General features: G+C 66.9%; 20 protein-coding genes. 14 read left to right on the plus strand and 6 right to left on the minus strand.

Annotated features, from left to right (window positions below):
• The first annotated feature begins 10 nt into the window (after nucleotides 1-10).
• From MCHLDSM_RS03695 to MCHLDSM_RS34865, 5 genes are all read left to right on the plus strand, one after another.
• Nucleotides 11-1,462, plus strand: coding sequence for a purine-cytosine permease family protein (locus MCHLDSM_RS03695; protein WP_048468922.1), 1,452 nt, complete (start codon nucleotides 11-13; stop codon nucleotides 1,460-1,462).
• A complete protein-coding gene (locus tag MCHLDSM_RS03700) occupies nucleotides 1,459-2,253 on the plus strand; it encodes an SDR family NAD(P)-dependent oxidoreductase (protein WP_048468923.1) in 795 nt (264 codons plus the stop codon). The genes MCHLDSM_RS03695 and MCHLDSM_RS03700 overlap by 4 nt, the downstream gene beginning before the upstream one ends.
• Nucleotides 2,254-2,260: 7 nt before the next feature.
• The gene (locus MCHLDSM_RS03705) at nucleotides 2,261-2,974 is read left to right on the plus strand and encodes a YoaK family protein (protein ID WP_048468924.1); all 714 of its coding nucleotides are present in this window, start codon (nucleotides 2,261-2,263) and stop codon (nucleotides 2,972-2,974) included.
• Nucleotides 2,975-3,528: 554 nt separating this feature from the next.
• Entirely contained in the window at nucleotides 3,529-5,133 is a 1,605-nt protein-coding gene (locus MCHLDSM_RS03710; RefSeq protein ID WP_158023717.1) for a PE-PPE domain-containing protein, read from the plus strand.
• A 495-nt stretch (nucleotides 5,134-5,628) separates the two neighbouring features.
• A complete protein-coding gene (locus MCHLDSM_RS34865) occupies nucleotides 5,629-7,182 on the plus strand; it encodes a PE-PPE domain-containing protein (protein ID WP_082168686.1) in 1,554 nt (517 codons plus the stop codon).
• Between the two features lie 10 nt (nucleotides 7,183-7,192).
• Here MCHLDSM_RS34865 and MCHLDSM_RS03720 read toward each other — a convergent pair whose 3' ends face one another.
• Complete coding sequence (locus tag MCHLDSM_RS03720) at nucleotides 7,193-7,876, minus strand: aspartate/glutamate racemase family protein (protein WP_048469001.1); 684 nt, start codon at nucleotides 7,874-7,876, stop codon at nucleotides 7,193-7,195.
• Nucleotides 7,877-8,187: 311 nt separating this feature from the next.
• On the opposite strand from MCHLDSM_RS03720, the gene MCHLDSM_RS03725 reads away from it, so the two are divergent.
• The 3 genes from MCHLDSM_RS03725 to MCHLDSM_RS03735 are packed head-to-tail and all read left to right on the plus strand — an operon-like array spanning nucleotide 8,188 to nucleotide 10,974.
• Nucleotides 8,188-8,802 carry a TetR/AcrR family transcriptional regulator gene (locus MCHLDSM_RS03725; RefSeq protein ID WP_048468926.1) on the plus strand — a complete coding sequence of 205 codons (615 nt, stop codon included), beginning with the start codon at nucleotides 8,188-8,190 and terminating at the stop codon, nucleotides 8,800-8,802.
• Nucleotides 8,803-8,812: 10 nt separating this feature from the next.
• Entirely contained in the window at nucleotides 8,813-9,388 is a 576-nt protein-coding gene (locus tag MCHLDSM_RS03730; RefSeq protein ID WP_048468927.1) for a TetR/AcrR family transcriptional regulator, read from the plus strand.
• Nucleotides 9,385-10,974, plus strand: coding sequence for an MFS transporter (locus MCHLDSM_RS03735; protein ID WP_109788739.1), 1,590 nt, complete (start codon nucleotides 9,385-9,387; stop codon nucleotides 10,972-10,974). Before MCHLDSM_RS03730 ends, MCHLDSM_RS03735 begins: the two co-directional genes overlap by 4 nt.
• On the opposite strand, the gene MCHLDSM_RS03740 is transcribed toward MCHLDSM_RS03735, so the two are convergent.
• The gene (locus tag MCHLDSM_RS03740) at nucleotides 10,966-11,496 is read right to left on the minus strand and encodes a TetR/AcrR family transcriptional regulator (RefSeq protein ID WP_048468929.1); all 531 of its coding nucleotides are present in this window, start codon (nucleotides 11,494-11,496) and stop codon (nucleotides 10,966-10,968) included. The genes MCHLDSM_RS03735 and MCHLDSM_RS03740 overlap by 9 nt on opposite strands.
• Before the next feature lie 94 nt (nucleotides 11,497-11,590).
• On the opposite strand from MCHLDSM_RS03740, the gene MCHLDSM_RS03745 reads away from it, so the two are divergent.
• Nucleotides 11,591-11,869, plus strand: a complete 279-nt coding sequence (locus MCHLDSM_RS03745; protein WP_048468930.1) for a hypothetical protein — start codon at nucleotides 11,591-11,593, stop codon at nucleotides 11,867-11,869.
• A 9-nt stretch (nucleotides 11,870-11,878) separates the two neighbouring features.
• A complete protein-coding gene (locus tag MCHLDSM_RS03750; RefSeq protein WP_048468931.1) occupies nucleotides 11,879-12,889 on the plus strand; it encodes a TIGR03617 family F420-dependent LLM class oxidoreductase in 1,011 nt (336 codons plus the stop codon).
• 3 nt (nucleotides 12,890-12,892) lie between these two features.
• On the opposite strand, the gene MCHLDSM_RS03755 is transcribed toward MCHLDSM_RS03750, so the two are convergent.
• Nucleotides 12,893-13,852, minus strand: coding sequence for a mechanosensitive ion channel family protein (locus MCHLDSM_RS03755; RefSeq protein ID WP_048468932.1), 960 nt, complete (start codon nucleotides 13,850-13,852; stop codon nucleotides 12,893-12,895).
• A 208-nt stretch (nucleotides 13,853-14,060) separates the two neighbouring features.
• On the opposite strand from MCHLDSM_RS03755, the gene MCHLDSM_RS03760 reads away from it, so the two are divergent.
• Both MCHLDSM_RS03760 and MCHLDSM_RS03765 read left to right on the plus strand, forming a co-directional pair.
• Nucleotides 14,061-15,026: a hypothetical protein gene (locus tag MCHLDSM_RS03760; protein ID WP_048468933.1), complete on the plus strand. Its 966-nt coding sequence runs from the start codon at nucleotides 14,061-14,063 to the stop codon at nucleotides 15,024-15,026.
• A gap of 196 nt (nucleotides 15,027-15,222) precedes the next feature.
• The gene (locus tag MCHLDSM_RS03765) at nucleotides 15,223-16,425 is read left to right on the plus strand and encodes a PE-PPE domain-containing protein (RefSeq protein ID WP_053082856.1); all 1,203 of its coding nucleotides are present in this window, start codon (nucleotides 15,223-15,225) and stop codon (nucleotides 16,423-16,425) included.
• Between the two features lie 3 nt (nucleotides 16,426-16,428).
• Here MCHLDSM_RS03765 and MCHLDSM_RS03770 read toward each other — a convergent pair whose 3' ends face one another.
• Nucleotides 16,429-17,598 (minus strand): PE-PPE domain-containing protein, encoded by a 1,170-nt coding sequence (locus tag MCHLDSM_RS03770; RefSeq protein ID WP_168439979.1) that lies wholly within the window; start codon nucleotides 17,596-17,598, stop codon nucleotides 16,429-16,431.
• A gap of 720 nt (nucleotides 17,599-18,318) precedes the next feature.
• On the opposite strand from MCHLDSM_RS03770, the gene MCHLDSM_RS37645 reads away from it, so the two are divergent.
• Both MCHLDSM_RS37645 and MCHLDSM_RS03775 read left to right on the plus strand, forming a co-directional pair.
• Nucleotides 18,319-19,377: a hypothetical protein gene (locus tag MCHLDSM_RS37645; RefSeq protein ID WP_131722586.1), complete on the plus strand. Its 1,059-nt coding sequence runs from the start codon at nucleotides 18,319-18,321 to the stop codon at nucleotides 19,375-19,377.
• Nucleotides 19,378-20,057: 680 nt separating this feature from the next.
• Nucleotides 20,058-20,420, plus strand: a complete 363-nt coding sequence (locus tag MCHLDSM_RS03775; protein ID WP_053082858.1) for a hypothetical protein — start codon at nucleotides 20,058-20,060, stop codon at nucleotides 20,418-20,420.
• A 104-nt stretch (nucleotides 20,421-20,524) separates the two neighbouring features.
• Here MCHLDSM_RS03775 and MCHLDSM_RS03780 read toward each other — a convergent pair whose 3' ends face one another.
• Together MCHLDSM_RS03780 and otsB are read right to left on the minus strand one after the other, a co-directional pair.
• A complete protein-coding gene (locus MCHLDSM_RS03780) occupies nucleotides 20,525-22,180 on the minus strand; it encodes an NERD domain-containing protein (protein WP_048468935.1) in 1,656 nt (551 codons plus the stop codon).
• Nucleotides 22,181-22,276: 96 nt separating this feature from the next.
• On the minus strand, nucleotides 22,277-23,092 hold the full coding sequence (otsB, locus tag MCHLDSM_RS03785) for a trehalose-phosphatase (protein WP_048468936.1): 816 nt from the start codon (nucleotides 23,090-23,092) through the stop codon (nucleotides 22,277-22,279).
• Between the last annotated feature and the right edge of the window lie 82 nt (nucleotides 23,093-23,174).

Genomic DNA, 23,174 nt, shown 5'->3' on the forward strand with positions numbered 1-23,174 from the left:
GAGCACGCGCATGTCCCACACACCGGAGACGGTCGAGGTCAGCCGCCTCGAAACCAGTCACATCGACGTCATCGATCCCGGTCAGCGCCACGGCACACCGCGTGACCTGTTCACCGTCTGGTTCTCGGGGAACCTGAGCATCGGCAACGCCATCTTCGGCGCGTTGGCGATCATCGTCGGCAACTCGTTCTGGTGGTCCGTCGTGGCCGTGCTCGTCGGCAACGTGGTCGGCGGGACGTTCATGGCGCTGCACTCGGTGCAGGGTGCGCGCCTCGGTGTCCCCCAGCTGATCCAGAGTCGCGGGCAGTTCGGCTTTTTGGGCGCGCTCCTGCCAGTGGTGCTGGCGGCGTTCCTCTACTGCGGCTTCTTCGTGGTCACCGCGGTGCTGGGCGGGCAGGCGCTCTCTGCGGCGATGCCGGGGACGTTCAGCGTCAACGGCGGCCTCGTCCTGTTGGCACTGCTGAGCCTGGGCATCGCGCTGCTGGGCTACCGCGCCATCCACTTCGCCGCCAAATGGGCGATCTGGCCGCTGGCCGCCGCCGTGGTGGTGGTCACCGTGGGCTCGATCCTGCACGGCGGCGTCGAGCTCAGCGCCGGCTCCTTCCAGGCGGGTCCGTTCTTCACGGCGGTCGGCCTGATGGCGACGTTCCTGCTGACCTACGCTCCCTACGTGTCGGACTACTCGCGCTACCTGCCCGAGAACAGTTCCGCGACCGCATGTTTCGGCTGGACCTTCAGCGGGGTGTTCGTGTCCGCCACGTGGTGCAATCTGCTGGGTGTGGTGCTGGCCGCGCAGATCGGGGGCACCGACATGTTCCTGGCCACCCGCGAGGTGGTCGGTGTCGAGTGGGTCGCCGTGGTGACGCTGTTGGTCACCGCGCTGGCCATCGCGGGCAACAACGCGTTGAACCTGTACGGCGGCATGCTGAACCTGATCACCGCGATCTCGTCGTTCAAGGACGTGCGACCCTCGGTGCTGGTGCGTCTGGGGTTCCTGCTGCCGACCTTCGCGATCGGGCTGTGGCTCGGCCTCAATGTCACCGACAACTTCTCGGCCGAGCTCACGAACTTTCTGTCGTTCCTGACGCTCGGCTTCGTCCCCTGGGGGGCGATCAACCTGCTCGACTTCTATCTGGTCCGGCACGGCAGCTACGACGTGCGGGCGTTCTTCTCCCGCCGCGGCGGCGTCTACAACCACGACCCGGCCACCTGGACCTACGGCGGGTTCAACTTCCAGGCACTGCTGGCCTACGCCATCGGAGTGGCGGTGTCGCTGCCGTTCGTCACCAACGGCTGGTACGCCGGCCCGATCGCGGAGAAGCTCGGCGGTGCGGACCTGTCCTGGGTGCCGGGCCTGATCGTCACCGGTGCGGTGTACCTCGGCCTCACCAAACTGGCTGGCGCCCAACGCCGTCACTCCGTCGCCCCGCTGAGCACGGCGGTCCCGGGAGGTGCTCGATGACACCGCTGCTGGAGGGCCGGACGGCCGTCATCACCGGAGCCGCGCGCGGCATCGGGCTGAGCATCGCGACCCGCCTGGCCGCCCACGGCGCCAGGGTGGCGCTGGTCGATCTCGACGAGGAGCAGACGCGGGCGGCGGCGCGCGGCGTCGAGGAGTCGACGGGCGGCCGCGCGCTGGGCCTCGCCGCGGACGTGACCGACGCCGCCCACCTGCGCGAGGCGGCAGACGCGATCGAGGCCGAGCTCGGCCCGGTGAACGTGGTGGTCGCGAACGCCGGCATCCTCGTGCTCAAGACCGCGCTCGACATCACGCCGCAGGAATTCGACGCCGTGCTGCGCGTCAACCTGCTCGGAGCGTTCCTGACCGCGACCGAGTTCGCGCGCCGGATGCCGGACAGTGACGCGGACGGGCGGATCATCTTCACCTCGTCCCTGTTCGGCCTGCGCGGCGGCGTCGGCAACGCGGCCTACGCCGCGTCCAAGTTCGGCATCCTCGGCCTCGCGCAGAGCATGGCCGCCGAGCTCGCCCCCGCCGGAATCCGGGTCAACAGCGTGTGTCCCGGCCAGATCGAGTCGGCGATGATCCGGCAGCTCTTCGAGGACCGCGCCGCCGCCAACGGCACCACCCCGGAATCGGAGCGCGCCGCGTTCGCCCGCCACATTCCGCTCGGCGGGCTGGGCAACCCCGACGACGTGGCGGACACCTACGTCTACCTGGCGTCACCGCTGAGCAGCTACGTCACCGGCCAGCACATCGTCGTGGACGGTGGCTGGAGCGTCGGTTCCGCCTGAGGCACGGATGACCAAAGACAGGTGGGTCGTGTGGTCGATGCTGACCCTGTCCTTCACCACCGGGATCCTGGACGCGGCAACCTATCTGGGGCTGCACGGCGTGTTCACGGCGAACATGACGGGCAATCTCATCTTCATCAGCCTCGGAATCACCGGCGAGGCAACGGTTCCCGTACTACGCGCGTTCTTGGCGCTGGGCGGCTTCGCCCTCGGGGCCGCAGCGGCCGGCCGGTTGCTGCGGTGGACCGCGACCGGCTCGCCCGGCGACTGGCGGATCCGGGTCAGCATCCTGTTCGTCGCCCTGGTGCTCGCTGCCTGCGCGGTGGCGCACGGCCTCGGCTCGGGCAGCACAGCGGTGCTGGACGCACTGACGGTGGCGCTGGCCTTCGCGATGGGCGTGCAGGCGATGGCGGCCCGTCGGGTCGGCGTCGGGGACGTCACGACGGTCGTGGTGACGTCCACCATGGCCGGGCTGATGGGCGAGAACCGGTTCACCGGGCGGTCGGCCGATCGTGCCCTCACCGCACGGCGCGCCCTCGCGGTCGCGACGATGGGAGTGGGCGCGGTGGTGGGCGCCCTGCTCATGCACCTCGCGGTGGAGGTCGCGATCGCGGTGCCCGCTGTGCTGACGTTCGCCGTCGCGGCGGTGCTGACCGTGCGCGCCCGGGCCACCCGGCCGGTCGAGGAACTCAACGAGGCTCTCGACCGAGCTTCCCGCTGACACGCTTACAGAACCCAATCATCCTGCATGACATCCGGTTTCATCGCACAGCAGGCAGCTGCCCACGCCACCGACGGCGAAGGCCGCTCACTGCTTCCGAGATGGTCGCCGCGATCAAATCATTGCGGAGAACGGGCGGCGCCATCTATGACGCGGACGTAACTGAACCTACGGATGGCGAGTAGATCCGACCTGAGCGACAGGGGTCCACAAGCCGCGGGCCACGGTGAATACGTCCGCACCATATCCAGAATGCGAACACAGTTATGCGGCGTGAGATAGCTGGCAAATCGCACTCAGGAACACCGGCAAACCTTTCTGGTTGCCTTTGCAACCATTGCTCGCAAAACCAGCTATTGGATCCGCTGCGCTGTGGGAGACTCCCCCCAGCAAATACATGAGGTCGCACCTGCGATTTCCGTCACGTCGCCCAGAAAAGGGCTAACACCCCATCGCGCGGCTGCCCTGGGGCTTTTGAGCATCATTGGAGTCGAACCATGCCTGTAGCAAATGTTGATTCACAGGAGCGCAAATCTCCTCCAGCAATCCAAACCATGCGTCGTTCGACCACCGATCCTGCGCGGTACATCGGTCGAGTCGGCGCGCTGGCGGTAGCCCTCGGTATCGGTGCCGCGCTGGTTGGCATGCCGGGTGTCGCGTTTGCCGATACCCCCGACTCCACCACCTCGCAGTCGTCCGCCAGTGACGCGGCCGCTACGCCACGACCGTCGGTCGCCCATCCCCGGTCCGCGCGTCGCACGTCAGTGGGCACTCCCGAGTCCGCCGATGCGCCGAACACGGGGCGGCGGCACTCCCGCACGACGCCGACGAAGCGCGCCGACACCGGCCAGTCCGATACCAAGGGCCCGGCATCGCGACGAGTGAACAACGCCACGCGCGCGGACGATTCGGGTACCGACGGGGCCGACACCACCACGGCGCGCGCGACACGCAGCCTGCCACAGCCGACCGCGGCAGCCGTTGAGCCGGCGGCGACGTCACCAGCCCCGGCTTCCCGGCCGCCCAAGCGCCTCTTCACCGCGAATCGCGCGGCACAGGAGACCTCACCGAACCCCACCGAGGCGCCTGCCACCGACACCACAACGGTCGCCGTCAAGGTCCTCACGACGCTCACCACGAATCTGTCGACACGTCCGAAGCCGGCGAGGCCGGCGCAGGCCGCGCTGCTGTCCACCCTGCTCGCATGGACCAGGCGGACGTCCGAGCCAACGGCCGATCCCGCCACGGGCGGCACGAACACCAGCGCCCTGATCGCCTCGCAGGCGGCTGCCGCGGCACCACAGAGTGCCGCCGCCAGCACCTCCGCGGACATTCAGCTTCCCGCGGTCGCCACGGTGCTCACCTTGCGCGGCATGAACGTTCGGAAAACGTCCTACGACCCGATGCCGAAACAGTACGGCGGCATGTTCGCCAAGGCTCCCTACACGATGGTGGCGGTGAACTACTCAGCCGCCTGGGACAGGACCTCGATCACCGAAGGCGTCCAAATGCTGGATGCCGCATTGGCTTCCACACCCGGTCAAATCATCGTCATGGCCCACTCCGAGGGCGCGCAGGTCGCCTCCCGGTGGATGCGCACCTACGCCAACGACCCGACCAGGGCGGCGCTCGCAAGCCGAGTCACCTTCCTGCTCAGCGGTAACCCGCTGCGCTCGAGCCAGGGCGGCGGGGGCCAGATGATCGGCTTGTGGGAGAACGACGGCACCCGAGCACTTCCGACGCCGACGACCACGCCGTGGCCGATCATCGACGTCGCCCGCCGGTGGGACGGCTGGGCCGACTGGCCCGACGACACCTCCAACAAGGTCGCGGTCCGCAGCGCGACAATCGGCATGACGCTGTTCCACACGAACTACAACAACGTCAACCTCTACGACCCGGCGAACACCGTCTGGCACAACGGCAACACCACGTACGTCTTGACTCACGAGAACAAGCCACCGCTCATCAGCAGGTACTTCAGAGCCGACCCCAACTTCGTCAGCGTCGTCAGGGGGTATGTCGAGGCGGCATACCACCGCCCGCCCAATGACATTCCCGTTCCCGTCGTGCCCACCACGAGCGCGTACTACCAGAACATCCTGGTCAAACTGGGCATCCCGAACGCCGCCCCGTCGCAGACGGCCGTGACAGCCTGAGCGCGCCGCCGCCAGCGCAGGCTCGACGCAGGGCACCGCACGCGCGTGGTGCACTCGATGATCCTGCTTTCCCACCGCTTCACCGCGTGCCGCGCAGCGTCCAGTGCGCCGGCCGGTGACCATCACCCAGCCACATCCGGACTCTTCGTCGCCGTCAATCACCGCGGAGAACGTCCGGCCCCCTCTGGAGCGCGGACGTAACTGGATTTGAGCATGGCGAGCGCAGCTGGTCGGAGCGAAGAGGGCGAAAGGTCGCGGGGCCACGGTGAACGCGCCTGCAGATATCAGGGCGGCGAAGCCCAGCTACTGGACGTGCGGTAGCTAGCAAACTGCCTTTGAAGCAACCTGGCCGACCTCTGTTCTTGCGGTTGCAAGTTGTTGCCACCAATCGGCAGGGATGAATGTTCGCTTGTGGCAGACTCTGAGCGCGAAAACCAGTGGTGACGGTTACAAAACCTCAGACCGCGCCATGACGAACTAACGCCCCCACCGCGCATGTCCCCTGGGCTGTCAATATCACCGGAGACTGATGTCATGTTTGCAGCAAATAAATATCCGGCAACCTGCAACTCGTCGCAGGACACGGATGACGAGCGCATTCCGGCGTCAGTCAACCGCAGGCGTCGTTCGACCAGGGATTCTGGGCGGTACATCGGACGAATCGGCGCGCTGGCGGTAGCGCTCGGTATCGGTACCGCGCTTGCCTCTATGCCGAGCGTTGCGTTCGCCGACACCTCCGACTCCACCACCTCGCAGTCATCCGCCGGTGACGCGGCCGGTGCGCCACGACCGTCGGTCGCACAGCCCCGGTCCCCGCGTCGCACCTCGGTGGACAGCGCCGAGTCCACCGCTGCGCCGACCACCCAGCGACGGCACAGCGCCACCTCGCGCGCGACGGCGACGAAGCGCGCCGACAGAGGCCAGTCCGAGACCGACGATCCGACGCCGCGACGAGCGGACAACGCCACTCGCGCAGTCGATCCGGGCGCCGACGTCGCGGGTAGCACCACAAGGCGCGCGGCACAGGAGACCTCACCGGTCCCCGCCGGAGAATCTGTCACCGCCACCAAAAAGGTTGCCGTCAAGGTCCGTACAGCCGTCACCACGAATGTCTCGACCCGTCCGAAGCCCGCGACACCGGCGCAGGCCACGCTGCTGTCCACCCTGCTCGCATGGACACGGCGGGCGTCCGCACAAACGGCGGATCCCACCAGCGGCAGCACAAATATCAGCGATCTGATCGCCACGCAGGCGGCTGCCACGGCACAGCCCACTGTCGTCGCAGGCAACTCCACGGGCATCGAACTTCCCGCGGCCGCGACAGTCTTCACCTTGCGCGGAATGAACGTCCGGAAGACGTCCTACAACCCCATGTTGAAGGAGTACGGGGGCATGTTCGCCAAGGCTCCCTACACGATGGTGGAGGTGAAATACTCAGCCGCCTGGAACCGGACGTCGATCACCGAAGGCGTTCAATTGCTCGATGCTGCGTTGGCTTCGACGCCCGGGGACATCATCGTCATGGCCCATTCGGAGGGTGCTCAGGTCGCCTCGCGATGGATGCGCACCTACGCCGATGATCCGACCAGGGCGGCGCTGGCCGACCGAGTCACCTTCCTGCTCAGCGGTAATCCTCTGCGCTCGAGCCAGGGCGGTGGGGGCCAGATGATCGGATTGTGGGAGAACGATGGCACCCGAGCACTTCCGACGCCGACGACCACGCCGTGGGCGATCGTTGACGTCGCCCGCCGGTGGGACGGCTGGGCCGACTGGCCCGCCGACACCTCCAACAAGATCGCCGTCCGCAACGCCAGGAAAGGAATGGCCAGCTTTCACTTCAATTACAACAACGTCGACATCTACGACCCGGCGAACACCGTCTGGCACGAAGGCAACACCACGTACGTCTTGACTCACGAAAACACCCCGCCGATCATCCGCTCGCTCTTCGCCAACCCCAACCTCGTCAGCCTCCTCAGAGGCCGGGTCGAGACCGGATATCAACGCCCGCCCGACGACATTTCGTCGCAGACGGCCGTGACAGCCTGAGCCTCGGCAGTCATTCGAGCGCGAAGTCGACCGCGGCCTGTGCGTGTAGCAGCGTCGTCGGGAACACCGGGATGGCGACGTCGTCGGCGCCGATCAGCAGTTCCACCTCGGTGCAGCCGAGGATCACCCCCTGCACGCCGGCCATGCGGCCGATGACCTCTCGGTAGAACTGGCGCGATTCGTCGCGAACCACGTTGTGGCACAACTCCTCGTAGATGATGCGGCTGACCTCCCGGCGATCGTCGGCGTCCGGTGTCACGACCTCGACGCCATACGCAACGAACCGCGAGACGTAGAAACTCTGCTCCATCGTGAACGCGGTGGCCAGCAGCCCCACCCGCGACAGGCCTGCAGCCGCCACGGCGCGCGCGGTGGTGTCGGCGATGTGCAGGAACGGAATCGCGACGGCATCCTCGATGGCCGCGGCGACGTAGTGCATGGTGTTGGTGCACAGCACGATCGCGTCGGCGCCCGCCGACTCGAGCCGGCGGGCCTCGCCGGCCAGGCGGGCCGCGACCGCGTCCCAGTTCCCGTCGAGCTTGAGCGCCTCGATCTCGGCGAAGTCGACCGATGCGAGAAGGATTGGCGCGGAATGTAATCCGCCGAGACGACCCGCGACGAGCTCATTGATCAACCGGTAGTAGTGCGCGGTGCTGACCCAGCTCATGCCGCCGATCAGGCCGAGTGTCTTCACCCAGGACATGCTACGAGCGCAGCGACACGCCGGCCCTGGTGGCACACGGCTCCCCCACCTGGTGACACCAGGTACCGACGCGTCTGAGAAAAGGCTCCGCTCAACCCCTCACTGCGCGCGCCTTGACAGTCATTGCGAGAGAAACCAAGAGCATCGTACATAAACATCGGTGTTTCTGAGAGACAACAAGGTTCTTGAAAAGGAAATGACTCGCACGTCCACCGGAGGGGACCGTGGCCCGCCTATACTTTCGACACAGTCACAGCACCTGCGAGATCATGCGACGCTGCCGAGGTCGGAGGGGGAACCCCGTGGTCGAGCGGCTTGCGTCCGGTCGCCATCACCTCAGCCGCGAAGAGGTGGCGGCCCACCAGAAGCAGCGGTTGTTCAAGGCCCTCGCCACGGTGATGACCGCCAACGGTTACAGCAGCACGACCGTCGACGACGTCATCAAGGAGGCGAAGGTCTCCCGGGCCACGTTCTATCAACATTTCGAGTCCAAGCAGGACCTGTTCGTGGCCGGCTATGCGCGGATGCAGCGTCATGTCATCGACGACATCCTCACGGTGCCGGAGGTCGGCACCCCAATGCAGCGGTTCGCCGCGATGCTCGAGCGGTACCTCGGCTTCATCGCGCTCGATCCGGCCACCGCGCGGCTCTATCTGCTCGAGGTGTACGCCGCCGGCCCCGACGCCATGCGGCGGCGGATCGAGCTGCAGCAGGAGTGGGTCGCCGGTGTCGTGGAGATCTTCGGTGCGCGCAACGATGCCAACCGCTTCGCCTGCGAAGCGCTCGTCGCCGGAATCTCGACGCTGGTCACCCATGCCCTGAGCACCGGCGACGCCGACGCGGTCACCGGGCTGTACAAGCCCGTCCTCGACTACACCGAGCGGGTGATCGGCCGCGCTCCCGTGACGGACGGGTGAGGGTCGAACCATGAGGATCGAGTCGGGCAGCCTCCGGGAGCGCAAGAAGTGGCAGACCCGCCAGGCCATCCGCCGCGAGGCACTGCGGCTGTTCACCGAGCAGGGGTACGCGGACACCACGGTCGAGCAGATCGCCGAGGCCGCCGAGGTCTCCCCACGCACCTTCTACCGCTACTTCCGCGTCAAGGAAGCGGTACTGATCTCCGCGGACCACTCGCCGCTGATCGTCGCGGCCTTCATCGCCGCACCCCGGCATCTGACGCCGATCGCCGCGTACGAGTACGCGGTGACCGAGGTGTTCGGCTCGCTGTCCGAGCAAGACCGGGAAGCCGACCTCATCGGCCAGCAGCTGCTGTACCAGGTGCCCGAGGCGCACGGGCTGATCTACGCCGAGCTCATCAAGCTGATCGGGCTGATCACCGACGCGCTGCAGCACCGGCTCGACGGCCCGACCGACGAGGCCGAGCGCAGCGTGCTGGCCGGCGCGATCGTCGGCGTGATCATGGGCGCCGCACACAACACCCCCCTACCCGAGAAGGCGCTACCCAGCGCGCTGTCGATCCTCGACGCCAAGATGTCGTGGTGACGACGGCTGCTCCCTCGACGTGGGCACCGCTGCGGTCGCCGGTCTTCCGCGCACTGTGGATCGCGCAGCTCGTCTCCAACCTGGGCACCTGGATGCAGACGGTCGGTGCGCAGTGGATGCTCGTCGACGATCCGCGCGCCGCGGTGCTGGTGCCGCTGGTGCAGACGGCGACGACACTGCCGGTCATGCTGCTGGCGCTGCCGTCCGGGGTGCTGGCCGACCTGATCGACCGGCGCCGGCTGCTGATCGCGACGCAGGGCGCGATGGCCGCCGGGGTGGCGTTCCTGGCCACGTTGACCGGATTCGGGCTGACGACGCCCGCGGTGCTGCTGATCGTGCTGTTCGTCATCGGGTGCGGGCAGGCGCTGACCGCGCCGGCCTGGCAGGCCATCCAGCCCGATCTTGTTCCGCCGCAACAGATCCCGGCTGCCGCCGCGCTGGGCAGCATGAGCATGAACGGCGCCAGGGCGATCGGGCCCGCGATCGCCGGCGCACTGGTGTCGCTGGCCGGTCCGACGCTGGTGTTCGCGCTCAACGCGGTGTCGTTCATCGGGATCGTGGCCGTGCTGATCTGGTGGCGGCGACCGCCGATCGAGCACAACTTCCCGCCCGAGCGGGCGCTCGCAGCGCTGAGCGCCGGGGGCCGCTACATCCGCAGCTCGCCGATCGTGCGGCGCATCCTGCTGCGCACCGCGCTGTTCATCGGCCCGGCCAGTGCGCTGTGGGGGCTGCTGCCGGTGATCGCGGCCGACCAGCTGGGGCTGTCGTCGTCGGGCTACGGCCTGCTGCTCGGCGCGTTGGGGGTCGGGGCGCTGCTGGGCGCGTTGGTGCTGTCACGGCTGCGGTCGCGCTTCGGGCAGAACACGCTGCTGGCGCTCGGGGCCGGCGGCTTCGCGGCGGCGACGGCGGTGCTGGCGCTGGTGCACGACTTCGGGGCCGTGCTCGCCGCGCTGGTGGTCGGCGGCGCGGCGTGGCTGCTGTCGCTGTCGACGCTCAACGCGTCGATGCAGCTGAGCCTGCCGGGCTGGGTGCGCGCCCGCGGGCTGTCGGTGTACCAGCTGATCTTCATGGGCGGGCAGGCGCTCGGCTCGGTGGTGTGGGGCGTGCTCGCCGGGGCCACCAGCAGTGTGAACAGCCTGCTGGTCAGCGCCGGCCTGCTGGCGGCGTGCGCGGTCTCGCTGCTGTGGTGGCCGCTGCACCGGCGCACCGGCGACCTCGACCTGACCCCGTCGTCGCACTGGCCGGAGCCGACGCTGGTGTTCGAGCCGGAGCCGCTCGACGGACCCGTGCTGGTGCTGACGTCCTACCGGGTGGCGCCGGAGAACGAGGAGGCGTTCGTCGCGGCGATGGCGGTGCTGGGCCGGTCGCGGCAGCGCACCGGCGCAGCGCAGTGGCGGCTGTTCCGCAGCGTCGAGGAGGAATCGACGTACGTCGAGACGTTCGTCGTGCGCTCGTGGGGCGAGCACATGCACCAGCACTACACGCGGCTGACGGGCCAGGATCAGCTGATCGAGCAGAACGTGGAGAAGTACATCGACGGCGAAGCGCAGTCACAGCACTACCTCGCGGTCCGCGACTCAGACTGAGCTGACCACCGGCCAGAAGAGGGCGAACAGCCGCTCTTCCCACCCGTCGGCGACGGACCCGGTGCGGGCGCGCTCGGCGGTGTACGCCCCGACCAGCGCGTCGATCAGCGCCTCCGCGTCGACGCCGGCCCAGCTGTCCTCGATGACCTGCTCTAGCGCGGCGCGCTGACCGGCGAGGATACGCCGGAACACCTCGGTGAACTCCGCGTCCTCGTCGGTGAGCAGGGCTGCGAAGCCGCCGAACCCGATGCCGGCGTCGACCGCCTCGACGGCGTGCGCGATCACCCAGCGCAGCCGCTCCCGGGGTGCGACGTCGGCGCCGGGCGGTTCCGTCGGCGCGAGCCGCTCCAGCGCAGCGGACAGCATGTCGCGGCGGTCCGTGTACCGCCGGTAGATCGTGGTCTTCGCGATCCCGGACCGGGCGGTGACCGCCTCGACGGTCACGCCCCGCGGGCCGCGGGTGCGCAGCAGCTCGAGCGTCGCATCGGCGATGCGCTGGTCAACCTCGCCCCTCGGCGCCATCGCTGCTCCCCTGGTCGGAATACATCCGTCGCAGAAAACGCTACACTAAACGTAGCGCTACGATGAGCGTAGCGTTTGATCGAGAGGGGACATCATGGCCATGTTCGCGTATGTCAGCTTCCTGTTGACGTTCGTGGCGCTGGGTCTGTTCGTGCACGCCTTGGCGACGGGAAGCGCCGTGGCGGTGGCTTACGGCACGGCGCTGGTCGTGTTCATCGCGGCGATGATCGCGGGGTCGCGCGTCGGAAAGAACGCCTGGGCGAAGCCGATCGGGCAAGCGCAGATCGACCGGTACCTGCAGCGCTACCGCGGGGTCGAGGACACGCCTGCCGAGGAGCCCGAGCTCGAAATCCCGGAGCGGCTCGCGGCGTAGGGTTCGACCGTGCAGGTCGACGCGATGACGATGCCGCAGCCGCTGGGCGAGGTCGCCGACCTTGCCCGACGCACCCAGACCGCGGGGTTCTCGGGTCTGCTGTTCACCGAGACGGGCCGCACGCCGTATCTCAACGCGGCGGTGGCGGCGCAGGCGGCGCCGGGCCTGGAGTTGTCGACGGGCGTGGCGGTGGCGTTCCCGCGCAGCCCGTTCGTGACGGCGGCGACAGCGTGGGAGGTGCAGGAGGCCTCGGGCGGGTCGTTCCGCCTGGGCCTGGGCACGCAGGTGCGCACGCACGTGGTCCGGCGCTACGGCGTGGACTTCGAGCATCCGGGGCCGCGGCTGCGTGACTACGTGCTCGCTGTGAAGGCGTGCTTCGCGGCGTTCCGCACCGGCACTCTCGAGCACCGCGGCGACTTCTACAGCCTGGACTTCATCACCCCGCAGTGGAGCCCGGGCCCGATCGACGCGCCCGATCCGAAGGTCGACATCGCCGCGGTGAACCCGTGGATGCTGCGGATGGCCGGCGAGGTCGCCGACGGCATCCACGTGCACCCGCTGGGCGAGCCGGGCTACATCCGGCGCCATGTGCTGACGAATCGGGCTGCCGGGGCGAACATGTCGCGCCGCTCCCCCGACGACATCGCGGTGATCGTGCCGGTGATGACGATCGTCGGCGACACCGACGAGGAACGGCACCGCGAGCGCGAGCTCGTCCGGGCCAGCATGAGCTTCTACGGCAGCACCCCGAACTACGCGTTCATCTGGGACGAAGCCGGGTTCGAGGGCACGACGGCGCGGATCCGGGAGAAGCAGAAGGCCGGAGACTTCGCCGGCATGGCGGCGCAGATTACCGACGACCACATCGCGGCGTTCGCGACGGAGTCGACGTGGGACGGCCTGGCCGACGCACTGAGGGCGAAGTACGACGGGGTGGCGACACGGTTGGTGCTGTACAACGCGCTGGCCGACCGCGAGTGGTTCGAGCGGTACGGGGAAGTGGCCCAGCGCCTTTCGTGAGCGTTACTCGCCGGCCGGACCGTTGACCGCGGCCAGGAACCGGTTGCCTGCGTAGGGCAGTTCGATTCCGTTCTCGTCGAAGGCGCGCAGGATCTCGCGCCGCAGGCGGCGCTGGACCGACCACTGGACACCGGGCCGGGTCTTGACGGTCATCCTCAGGGTGACCTGGTCGGACCGCACCTCCTGAACACCGAGCATCTCGGGTTCGCCGAGGACCTTGGCGGCGATCTTCGGGTCGTCGAGTGCGCGGTGGGCGGCGTCGAGGGCGACCTTCTCGGCGCGTTCGACGTCGGCGGTGGGCGCGACGGGGATCTCGATGCGGGCGACCGCGTAGTCCTGGCTCATGTTGCCGACGCGGGCGATCTCGCCGTTGCGCACGTACCAGAGGGTGCCGTCGATGTCGCGCACGGTGGTGATGCGCAGGCCGACGCTCTCGACGTCGCCGACGGCGTCGCCGAGGTCGACGGTGTCGCCGACGCCGTACTGGTCTTCGAGCAGCATGAACACGCCGGTCACGAAGTCGCGCACCAGGTTCTGCGCGCCGAAGCCGATCGCGAGGCCGACGACGCCGGCCGAGGCGAGGAACGGCGCGATGTTGACGCCGAGCACGTTGAGAACGCCCAGCGCAACCCAGATCAGCAGCACGATCGACACCGTCGACTTCAGCACCGAGGCGATGGTCTGCGCGCGCTGCTGGCGGCGCTCGGCGGCGCGGGCACTTGCGGCCGGGGACTGCCCGCGGTCGCGCAGGCCGCGTAGCAGCGGAGGTTTCTTGGCCGGCGCCTGGTCATCCGAGGCGACGTTCTTGCGGGATCTGCCGGTGGCGGCCCGATCGATCATCCGGTGCAGCACATAGCGTGCGATGAGCACGACCAGGATGTACGCAACGATCCGGATGGGAACTTCGAGCAGCCAGTGCCGGTTGGTTTCGGTCCATTCGAAGGCGAGGTTGTATACGTCCATCATCTCGACCGTACGTCTACCCACTGGGCCGGACGCAAATCATGCAGTGGCTGAATCACTTTGACGTGTCCGTCGATCCGCGACGGTCATGTGCGGTGTGGGCCCGAGCGCTCTGTGACCAAATCCACGTTGTGCAGACGGCCACTCGCAGTCCCGCTGCAGACAGTGGATCTCGTCACTTGTCGGTGCCCGTTCGTAAAGTCTGCGCATGGCCAGGAGGGATTCGGGGGGCGGCGGCTTCGTCGGCGTGCTCGGCATGCTCTTCCTGCTCGGCATGATCGTCAAATACATCTGGTGGATCGTCGGCGCTGCGGCCGTCATCGGACTGTCGGTGGGCATCTACTACGCCAGCCGGGCCGCGATCCAGCGCGCCGAGGAGCGGCAGCGGCGGGCCGACCGTCGCGAGGACGAGTTGCGGATTCGGGCCGAGCGCCAACGCCGGTGGACGCTGCTCGGTGACAGCCGCGCCGTCTACGGCAAGGACGGCGAGGCCCCGACGCGGGCGGTGACGCAGCCGCCGGCCGACGACGACGACGACCGTCCTATCGCGCGGATGGCCACCACCGCCGGTGAGCTGGCGGCGTTGAAGCGGGACAAGCCGCAGGCGTGGGAGCACGCGTTGTTCGCGTCGGTCCTGATGCAGCGCACCTCCGCGGTCCTGCCGCGGCTGCGCGACAGCGAGCTGGGGTTCACCGCGTCGGGCAGCATGCGGGTGTCGACCGGTCCGTATCTGGCGTCGGCGCTGAGCGACCTGCTCGACCAGATGTTGGCCACCACGCAACAGCTCGCGGCGTTCGTGAACGCCCGCGCATTCATGGCCGCCTTCGGGCGAGGAGGTGGCGCCGCCGAGCCCGACGCCGAGGCGGTCGAGCACATCGCGCACCGCCTGATGGACTACCAGGAGCGGCTCCTCGAACTGTCCGAGCAGTGCCGTGAGCTGGCCGCGCCGTCGGCGTACACCGACGTGATCGCCGACTGCGCAAGGCTTCTCGACATGCCGCTGCAGGGTATCCGCGATTTCACCGCCGAGTATGTCGAGATCATCGAGGCGCTCCCCCGCGTCCTCGAGCACGCCACCGGCACGATCCATCTGGGCGGCCTCGCGCTGGACCTCGACGTCGACGACGACCTGCTGAGCACGACGGAGAAGCGTCTGCACGCCATGGTCCGCTGATTGCTCGCGAACGCTCGATACTGACGACCCTGTCAAAAGTCATAGATGACGTTTGACTGACGGACGGGACCCAACCCGTGCCCACCTTGTTTGCGACAAGATCGCTGGCTAGTGTCGTCGCTACCGGGAATTCGTTGAACAGTAGCGGTCCGGGCTCCGTCGGGGAACCCCATCTCGTTCCAGGAAAGATTTGCCCATGAGCGCTACAGGCCGCCATCACGCCGACGGAGAACGTCGCCACCGGAGCCGCCCCCTGCTGGGGCTCGCCGCCGCGGGGGCGTTGCTGCCGCTGGTTGCCGCACCGACCGCGAGCGCGGCGAGCGTGATCCCCGAGGGTCCGCTGACGGTTCGCACGATCAGCCCGGTGAAGGGCAACTACATCAACGAGACGCTGCAGGGCGTGGTCTGCCAGGCACCCAACACGTGCACCGAGATCCCCTACCTCAGCTTCATCACCCCCTTCGGAGTCGCCCGGCTCGACAACGTCATCAAGACCGAAGCCGACACGCCGATCGTCATCTACGCCTACAGCAACGGCGCGCAGATCGCCCAGCACTGGATCACCGACCACGCCGACGACGCGGACGCACCGCCGGCGGAGAACGTGACGTTCATCCTGATGGGCAACTCCACCCGCAAGTACGGCGGCGCGGACAAGGAGTTCAATGTCTCGCAGCCCAGCCAGTACCACGTCATCGACATCGCCCGCGAGTACGATCCGGTGGCCGACTTCCCGGATAACGGGCTCAACCTGCTGGCGGTCGCCAATGCGCTCTCCGGGTTCATCACGCTGCACGACTACCGCGACGTCGACATCAACGACCCCAACAACATCGTGTGGGACGAGGGGAACACCACCTATGTGCTGGTGCCGACGGAGAACCTGCCGTTACTGAACCCGCTGCGGCTCATCGGCCTGAACGCGCTGGCCGATCAGCTGAACGGACCGCTGAAGGAGATCGTCGACCAGGGTTACGACCGCAGCTACATCCCGGAGGACGCGCGCCCGACGCCGACGCCGCCCACGACCACAGCTGTCGCCGCAAAAACCGTTGTCGCCGAACCTGAATCAGCCTCGGCGCCGGTGGCGGCCACGAAGAAAGCCGCTGTCGAAACGGAAGCGGTGACGACCAAGCCGGAGCCCACGTCCGATGCCGACGCCGACGTTCAGGAATCGACGCCGGCGAAGTCCACGACGAAGTCGACGAAGGACGACGACGTGGCGGACGCGGTGCGGTCGATCACGAAGACCGCGACCCGGGAACTGAAGAAGCTGACCGAGCCGCTGAAGTCCCTGCGCCCGTCGCGTGCGCCGGCCGACGATGCGTCGTCGTCGAGCAAGCCGTCGTCGCGGGACGCCGGGTCGTCGGACAGCGGTGGCGGGAACAGCAGCGAGTAGCCGCTACTCGCTGTCGGCGCCGGCGGAGGCGGTGGCCTTGTCGGCCTTCGCGGGCTCAGCCTTCGTGGTGTCGGCCTTGGTGGTCTCGGCCTTCGTGCTCTCGGCCTTGGTCTCGGTGTCCGACGAGTCCTTGTAGTCGGCCGCCTTGTCCGGCTTCGTGGCCTCTTCCGCATCCAGATCGTCTTTGCGCGCAGACTTTTTGGCTTCTAGGGCGTCACGCAGCTTTTCGATGCGCTCCTGTCGGCGGGTGACGGCGTCCTTCCAGGACGTCGCGCGCTTGGTGGAGCGGGTCGGTGCGGGTGCGTCCTCCGGCTTGGGGGCCGAGTCGGCGACGAGCGTCGTGGTCGTCGGCTTGGGCGCGGGCGGGCCGGTCAGAGTCGGCGGGATGCCCGTCTCCATGGGCGGCCGGTTGTAGGCCGAGTCGATGATGGGTCGCAGCTTGCTGTCGAGGGCGGCAACGAACTTGGGGTCGAAGTGGAAGGCGACCATCGGCGCGAGGAGGGGCAGCACGTCGGCGGGGATGAGGATGGTGGTCGTCGTTCCGCCCGCTTCGTTGACGTCGATGGTGTACTCGGTCGGGTTGTTGCGGATGTCGAAGTTGGAATTCTTGACGTGCAGCGTCATCGCTCCCATGACCGCGTTGGTGACCGCGAGCATGTTCCAGGCGTTGTCGGGGAAGTCGGCGAGGCCGTCGTACTCGGCGCGGACGATCAGGACGTCGTAGGGCGTGACGGGGGTGGGCAGGTCGGCGAGCTTGCCGAGGAAGCGCTTGCTGGGCGAACCGTAGATGGCGACGTTGAGCTCGGACGGCGGTGGTGGTTCCTTGCCGTCGGTGGTGTTGGCGCGGTCGGCTTCGAGCCGGCGCAGCACCTCCATGACCGACGGCGCGCCTTCGGAGACGCCGCCGATGGTTTTGGGTCCGGCGTAGGCGGGGTCGTAGACCGCGGCATAGAGGTTGTCGGCACCCTTGGCGACGGAGGAGTAGAGCTCCTTGCCGGGGAAGGGAATGTTGACGCGCCGGTCGTAGTCGGCGAAGTAGCCGCCGAACGCCTCGGCCATCTGCTGTTCGGTGAGGGTCGCATACACACCCTTCCCGCCGAGCAGCAGCGCGGTCGAGGCGTTCGCCACCCCCGAACTCAGCGCAACGATCATGGCGCCCAGAAGAACGGCCAAGCGATACATGTTCCACCCCGTGTTCACGCAGAGAGCTCCCCGAGCCTGATAAGTCTGACGGTACGGGCGAGCGCCGACAGAGGAATCGGGGAAACCCCCCGTGTTTGCTTCACACCGACTTCAGGCCCAAAGCGAGGTTCGAAGTGGCGACTTGCATCGACGGGTCGAGACACAGACGAGAAGAAGAGGCCTAATCGAGGAACAGAGGGGGTAAGCCGCGGTCTGCCGTTCCCAAGATGCAACCCTCGGGTGGCCGGTAAGGCCGCTTTCCGGCTCGCTTTCGTGGGGCGTCGAGGGCCGGAAAATCTATGCAAATCACCCCACGCGCGGCTTAGTAGGCTGAGGCAGGTGCACGTCACGACAGTCGATCGCGAAGGTCTTGTAGCGCTTGCTCGCCTGTGCGAAAGGTCGGCAATGGAGGTCGCTCATTCCGGCGAAGCGCCGTCCGGAGTCTCTTGGCAAGCGACATGTGCAGCGGTCGCCGCGGTAGACGCGAGTATGACTTCAGCGGCAGGTCGCCTCGCGGGGAGATTGTCGGCTAATGCTGCAAAGCTGTCTCAGTCCGCGGTTCGATATTCCGCTCGTGACGAAGCCGCGGCGGACGAAATCGACGCCGTGGTGATCTGACAGATGCCGCCGAGATCGCCGGTACCAAGTCGGCCCCAGATCCATCAGTGGGAGACGGATAGCTTACGAATCGCTGCCGTCCGGTGGAACCAGATGGCCGACACCTGGGAAGACGCGTTCGATCGGATTCGCACCAACATGAAGAATCCCGGGGGAACGCCTTGGGTCGGTGAAGGGGCGGCTGCAGCCCAGGACCGTGCTCAGTCCGATCACGTTCGGGTGCAGGATGCGGCCGACGGGCTCCGGTTGGCTGCAGCTGTGGCGTCCAGCGCAGCGAACGAGATGGATTCGTCGAAGAAGCAGGCCCTCATGGCTATTGGGGAGGCTGAAGCGCAGGGGTTTTTTGTCGGCGATGACCTTTCGCTTAGCGAAACCCAAAGAACTGGGTGGTTCCCTGCGGAGGCAGCCGCTCGAGAGGCGCAGGCTGAAGCCTTCGCCGCGGACATTCAGACGAAGGCCGCAGCGTTAGCCGCGCTCGACGCCGACCGCGCCGCTCAAATCACAGCTGCGGTGGCCGTACTCGATGAACTCGTCTTCGTCGACACTGATTCGCCCAGCCACACAGTTAAGGCGGTCGATTGGAAACAAGCACCTGCGGAAGACACGGATGGTGTCTCATCGGACGGTGCGTCACCGGTTCGTGGATTGCCACCAGAGGGCGTGCAGCCCCCGGTTCCAGGGGATGTGACGCCTGGGCCGGCGAGTCGACCAAGTGAAGCTGGTAAAGGTGGACAAAGCCTGTGGGATCAGAACGGCGGAGAGTGGCGCTACTTTCCCGGAGACCGCTACCACAACCCTCACTGGGACTTCAATCCGCACGACGTGCCCAATGCGCCTTGGGACAACATTCCGATAGGCGACCTCCCGCCGGTGAAAGACAGCCCTGTGGTCAGCAGCCTTCCCCCCTGGCTTCAAAGTCCTCCGCTACCCAATACTGTCGAGCCAGGCCAGAACCCCCTACTAGCGCCCTTCCCGGGTAATGCCATGCCCGGCACTCCGGTGCCCGCACCAGGGCCGGTAAGCATCATGCCGCGTATTGACATTCCGGCGCCGAATCCTCAAGACATGGCGAACGCAGGTGCGACTGGTACGGGGATTGTTACGGGCGGAGGCCTACTGGCGCTCCTCTACCTGTTGTTTGTTCAGAACTGAGGTCGATGTGATCAGAGAACCATTGGTGCGCGATGGAATCTCGGGGCTTATCGACATCGTCGGAAGGTGCGTGACGAACGTGACGCTCGCTTCTGGACAGGATCTGGGGATATGGCTACCAGGTCTTGGCCCACCGCCTAACGGTTGGTCGACCGCAAATGTTGCCAATCATCGAACGCCGACACGCATAGCAGTTCACGGCAACCAGTCTGGGGATTGGGACGCGTGCGAGATCATCAACATGTGGGCGTTCACTGGCCGGTTATCAGCCGGAACGATCACTGCGAATATCGCGTGCACGCTGAACTCCGTCGGAGCTGAGAACATCATCTCGAGCCCTGTGCAACTGCCACCATCGGCTTGCAGCTTCGATGTGACTTCGGCGTCAGCAGAAGGCGATTTCACTCTGAGCGGACAAGCGGTACATGGACGATACCTCGCCGTGCTTGTGCAAGGTGGCACCGATCGCAACAACGATAAGTCGCTTCCGAGAGGCGCACTATTGGAACACAATACGTTCACATCCGCTCGCGCGAATTCCAGTGTCCTGCGAGACCTTGAGTGCATGTCCGATGCAGTCATTAGGGCGCAGATGCAAGTACTCATGGCGGATCGACCACTTGCAGGACGGTCGTTAGCATCGCCGCTTACCTCATCCCATATCGATCACAAGGGGATTCATGAGCGTCATCCGAGTTGAACTCGCACGAGAATTCATGTTCGGAGATGATGTCGTGCTGCTGGCTATGGACGGCATCGGTCTCGACTTGTTCTTAGAACTGCTGCAGGAAGCGATGCTGAAGGGGCGTTCGCGGCTTGAACATCAAGGCGTCAGCCACGATGTGGTGATCGAAGCGATTGGATCCTCGGTTGATATGGCCGACAGACACATAACATGGCGCTTCAACTCCGCGACGGCCAACGAGGTTGTCGACTATCTGACCGCCCTCAGAAGCAGCAACCGACCTGGGCATCAGTATGTCGACATCTCCGAACCAACAGATACCTTGGTGCTCTCACTAGACGAATACATCGCGAAGTAGCTTGAGCTCGCTCGAACTCGCATGACTGGGTCAACTTCGCAGCCCTGCAACGGATTGGAACGCCGCCCGACTACTTCACCGTGACGACGTACTCAACATTTCCTTCAGGCATCGATGTTCAGCCGCCGCGCCAGATCCGGTCCCCCGACCTCACGCAGGAATTCCGGATCTCCGCAGACCACCAATTGATCTCGTGCGCGGGACAATCCGACGTAGAGCCGTTCCCGAGAGCGTTCGAACGCCGACTCCTCGTTGACGACGAGCACGACCGCTCGACGTTCGAGACCCTTGAATCCGAGGACATGGCCATAGAACACCTGATCTGCATCCCAGAAGCTGTCCCAGTACGCGGCGTTGCCCGCCGCTTGGCGTTCGCGCTGCTCCGGATGACGGCTCCCGGTGGTCAGCAGCGCGACGTCCTCGGGGCGCCAGCCCTGCTCTAGGAGCGCGTCCACTTCGTCGTCGCCGGCGTCCATCGCGTCCTCCCGCGAGCACGCGACGTACTTGACCGCCGGGCCCTCGCCGCCGAGGAAACGCATCGGGTGGTCGACCAGCGGCTGGAACGCGTTGGCGATTTGGCGGGTGTTGCGCAGATTGTGGTCGAGCACGAGCGGAACCAGCGGCACCGGTGGCGAGCCGTGCCGATGAAAAACGCGCTGCCCCTCGTCAGTGAACACGTAGAGCCCACCGGTCTCGTCGTCCCGCAGCGCGGCCAACAGCGGATCCCACCAGGCATCGGCGAAGTCCTGAGCCTCGTCGACCACGATCGCGTCGAATCGGTGACCCGGATCGAGTTGCATTGCCAGTTCGGTCATCTGAGCCGGTAGGTCCCGTTCCCAGAACTGGACGGTCTCGTCGGTGCGCAGCGATTCGTCAGGTCCCGCAGGCGCGCCCCACGTCTTGCCGAGGTCGTGGAACTCGCCGACGTAGGCCGGTTGTTGACGCCGGTTCCAGGTCGCGGTGATCCGCTCCAGGTAGGACGCCAGCCCGTGCGAGTAGCAGACCAGCGCGACGCGCTGCCCGTCGCGAGCCAGCCGGCGGGCCTGCTCCATGGCGAGGAACGTCTTGCCGCTGCCCGCGCCGCCGCGGATCTCGACGCGATGCAGCAGCCGGATGGCGTCGAGGATCACCGACTGGTGCTCGGTGAGAACATCTGCCGCGTCCTCGTTTTCGAGCGCACGGGCGACGACGCTGCGCTGCGGGAGACCGCGCCCGCTCAATGACTCGTTGAGTTCGGCGATGCCGTCGCGGCTGAGCAGTGGCCGGTCGAGCTCCTGGCTGTGCAGGACCTCACGCAGCTTGGCGACGATGTCGGGCAGGTCGGTGCGGTCGATGACCTTCCAGCGCGGGCATTCGGGCAGCGCGAAGCCGTCGGGCAAATCGGTGTTGGGCAGGACGACGACGTGGTCCCAGCGCAGCCGGCCCTGCGTCCAGCGGGGGTCTTTCTCGACGAAGTCCCGCAGTGCGTAGCAGGCCTCGCGGGCCTGACGGACGGGGTCAATCTTGTGCTCGTGTCCGCGGCGCTTCTGCCGCCAACTCTCGCCGTCATGCCACACCTCGCCGCCCTTGACCTCCACGCAGACGATGCCGGCGCCCTCGATGGCGACGAAGAAGTCGATCTCGTGGTCTTTGAGGTGGTCGGTGACGCGCTTGCCGGGGATGACCAGGTCACCGGGCTCGAGCTGGTCGATCAGGGCCTGCCAGACCTTGCGCTCGGCGCCGTTGGCCAGCCGTGGTGTCTCGGACACGGTGATGGTCATCGTTGACGTCCTCCCCTCCGTCAGCAGCGATGGTAACCAGCGGGGCCGACACGTCGGAATCTCAGGTTCCGATGTCGAGCGGGTGTAATGCTTCCGTCAGCGGCCCAGGCCCGCCAGGAAGCGTTTCACCTCGTCGACCGAGCCGAGCACGAACTGCGCGGCGGTGTCCCGGTCACCCACCTCGGGATCGTCGGCCCGGCCCACGAAGATCCCGATTCCGCGGTCCCGCAGCGCCCGGAACGCGTCTTCGTCGGTGATGTCGTCGCCGAGGTACAGCGGGAGCACGTCGTCGCCGCCGAGTCCCAGCACCTCGATCAGATGCAGCACCGCCTTGCCCTTGTCCCAGTCGATGTTGGGCTTGAGCTCGTAGACCATCTTCCCGGGCGTGAGGGCGACCCGGTCGGAGTTCTCGGCGAGCAATGTCTGCACACTGTCGCCAACGCGGTCGCGGTCCTCGGGGGCAACGTGGCGATAGTGCACCGCCACCGAGGCCCGCTTGGGTTCGATCTGAACCCCGGGGATCGACCCGACATCGTCACGAAGACGCTCGGTCACCTCGGCGATGAGGTCGAGAAACCCGGACACGCGATCGTCGCTGATCGAACCCTGTTGCGGGGTCCAAATATCGAAGCCGTGGCTGCCCGCCACGACCAGATCGTCGACACCCATCAGTTGCTGCGCCATGGCCCGGTCGCGGCCCGTGACGATGCAGACGGGGCATCGGGCTGCCAACTCCCGCAGAGTGGTTCGCATGTCGTCGGACATCACGGCGTCCTCGGGGCGGTCCACGATCGGCGTCAGCACTCCGTCGTAGTCGAGGAAGACCGCCGGCTTGTGGCCCGCCAACCTCCGCTCGACCGCCCCGCCCTCGCCGAGGGCCGATGGTAGGTCGCCGACCTTGCGCATACTCATCCCGCAGACCTCACTTCGTCTAGACACGTCCAACCTACGGCGACGACGGTGCCGAGAGGTACCCCTTGCCCGCATCGTCGCT

Source organism: Mycolicibacterium chlorophenolicum (assembly GCF_001044235.1).
Taxonomy (GTDB): domain Bacteria; phylum Actinomycetota; class Actinomycetes; order Mycobacteriales; family Mycobacteriaceae; genus Mycobacterium; species Mycobacterium chlorophenolicum.

What these genes read in the sequence shown, in the direction of transcription:
- MCHLDSM_RS03700 (WP_048468923.1), top strand. Translation starts at nt 1,459, where the DNA reads ATGACACCGCTGCTGGAGGGCCGGACGGCCGTCATCACCGGAGCCGCG.
- otsB (WP_048468936.1), bottom strand. Translation starts at nt 23,092, where the DNA reads ATGAGTATGCGCAAGGTCGGCGACCTACCATCGGCCCTCGGCGAGGGC.
- MCHLDSM_RS34865 (WP_082168686.1), top strand. Translation starts at nt 5,629, where the DNA reads ATGTCCCCTGGGCTGTCAATATCACCGGAGACTGATGTCATGTTTGCA.
- MCHLDSM_RS03780 (WP_048468935.1), bottom strand. Translation starts at nt 22,180, where the DNA reads ATGACCATCACCGTGTCCGAGACACCACGGCTGGCCAACGGCGCCGAG.
- MCHLDSM_RS03740 (WP_048468929.1), bottom strand. Translation starts at nt 11,496, where the DNA reads ATGGCGCCGAGGGGCGAGGTTGACCAGCGCATCGCCGATGCGACGCTC.
- MCHLDSM_RS03710 (WP_158023717.1), top strand. Translation starts at nt 3,529, where the DNA reads ATGCGTCGTTCGACCACCGATCCTGCGCGGTACATCGGTCGAGTCGGC.
- MCHLDSM_RS03695 (WP_048468922.1), top strand. Translation starts at nt 11, where the DNA reads ATGTCCCACACACCGGAGACGGTCGAGGTCAGCCGCCTCGAAACCAGT.
- MCHLDSM_RS03760 (WP_048468933.1), top strand. Translation starts at nt 14,061, where the DNA reads ATGGCCAGGAGGGATTCGGGGGGCGGCGGCTTCGTCGGCGTGCTCGGC.
- MCHLDSM_RS03765 (WP_053082856.1), top strand. Translation starts at nt 15,223, where the DNA reads ATGAGCGCTACAGGCCGCCATCACGCCGACGGAGAACGTCGCCACCGG.
- MCHLDSM_RS03705 (WP_048468924.1), top strand. Translation starts at nt 2,261, where the DNA reads ATGACCAAAGACAGGTGGGTCGTGTGGTCGATGCTGACCCTGTCCTTC.
- MCHLDSM_RS03755 (WP_048468932.1), bottom strand. Translation starts at nt 13,852, where the DNA reads ATGGACGTATACAACCTCGCCTTCGAATGGACCGAAACCAACCGGCAC.
- MCHLDSM_RS03775 (WP_053082858.1), top strand. Translation starts at nt 20,058, where the DNA reads ATGAGCGTCATCCGAGTTGAACTCGCACGAGAATTCATGTTCGGAGAT.
- MCHLDSM_RS03730 (WP_048468927.1), top strand. Translation starts at nt 8,813, where the DNA reads ATGAGGATCGAGTCGGGCAGCCTCCGGGAGCGCAAGAAGTGGCAGACC.
- MCHLDSM_RS37645 (WP_131722586.1), top strand. Translation starts at nt 18,319, where the DNA reads ATGGCCGACACCTGGGAAGACGCGTTCGATCGGATTCGCACCAACATG.
- MCHLDSM_RS03745 (WP_048468930.1), top strand. Translation starts at nt 11,591, where the DNA reads ATGGCCATGTTCGCGTATGTCAGCTTCCTGTTGACGTTCGTGGCGCTG.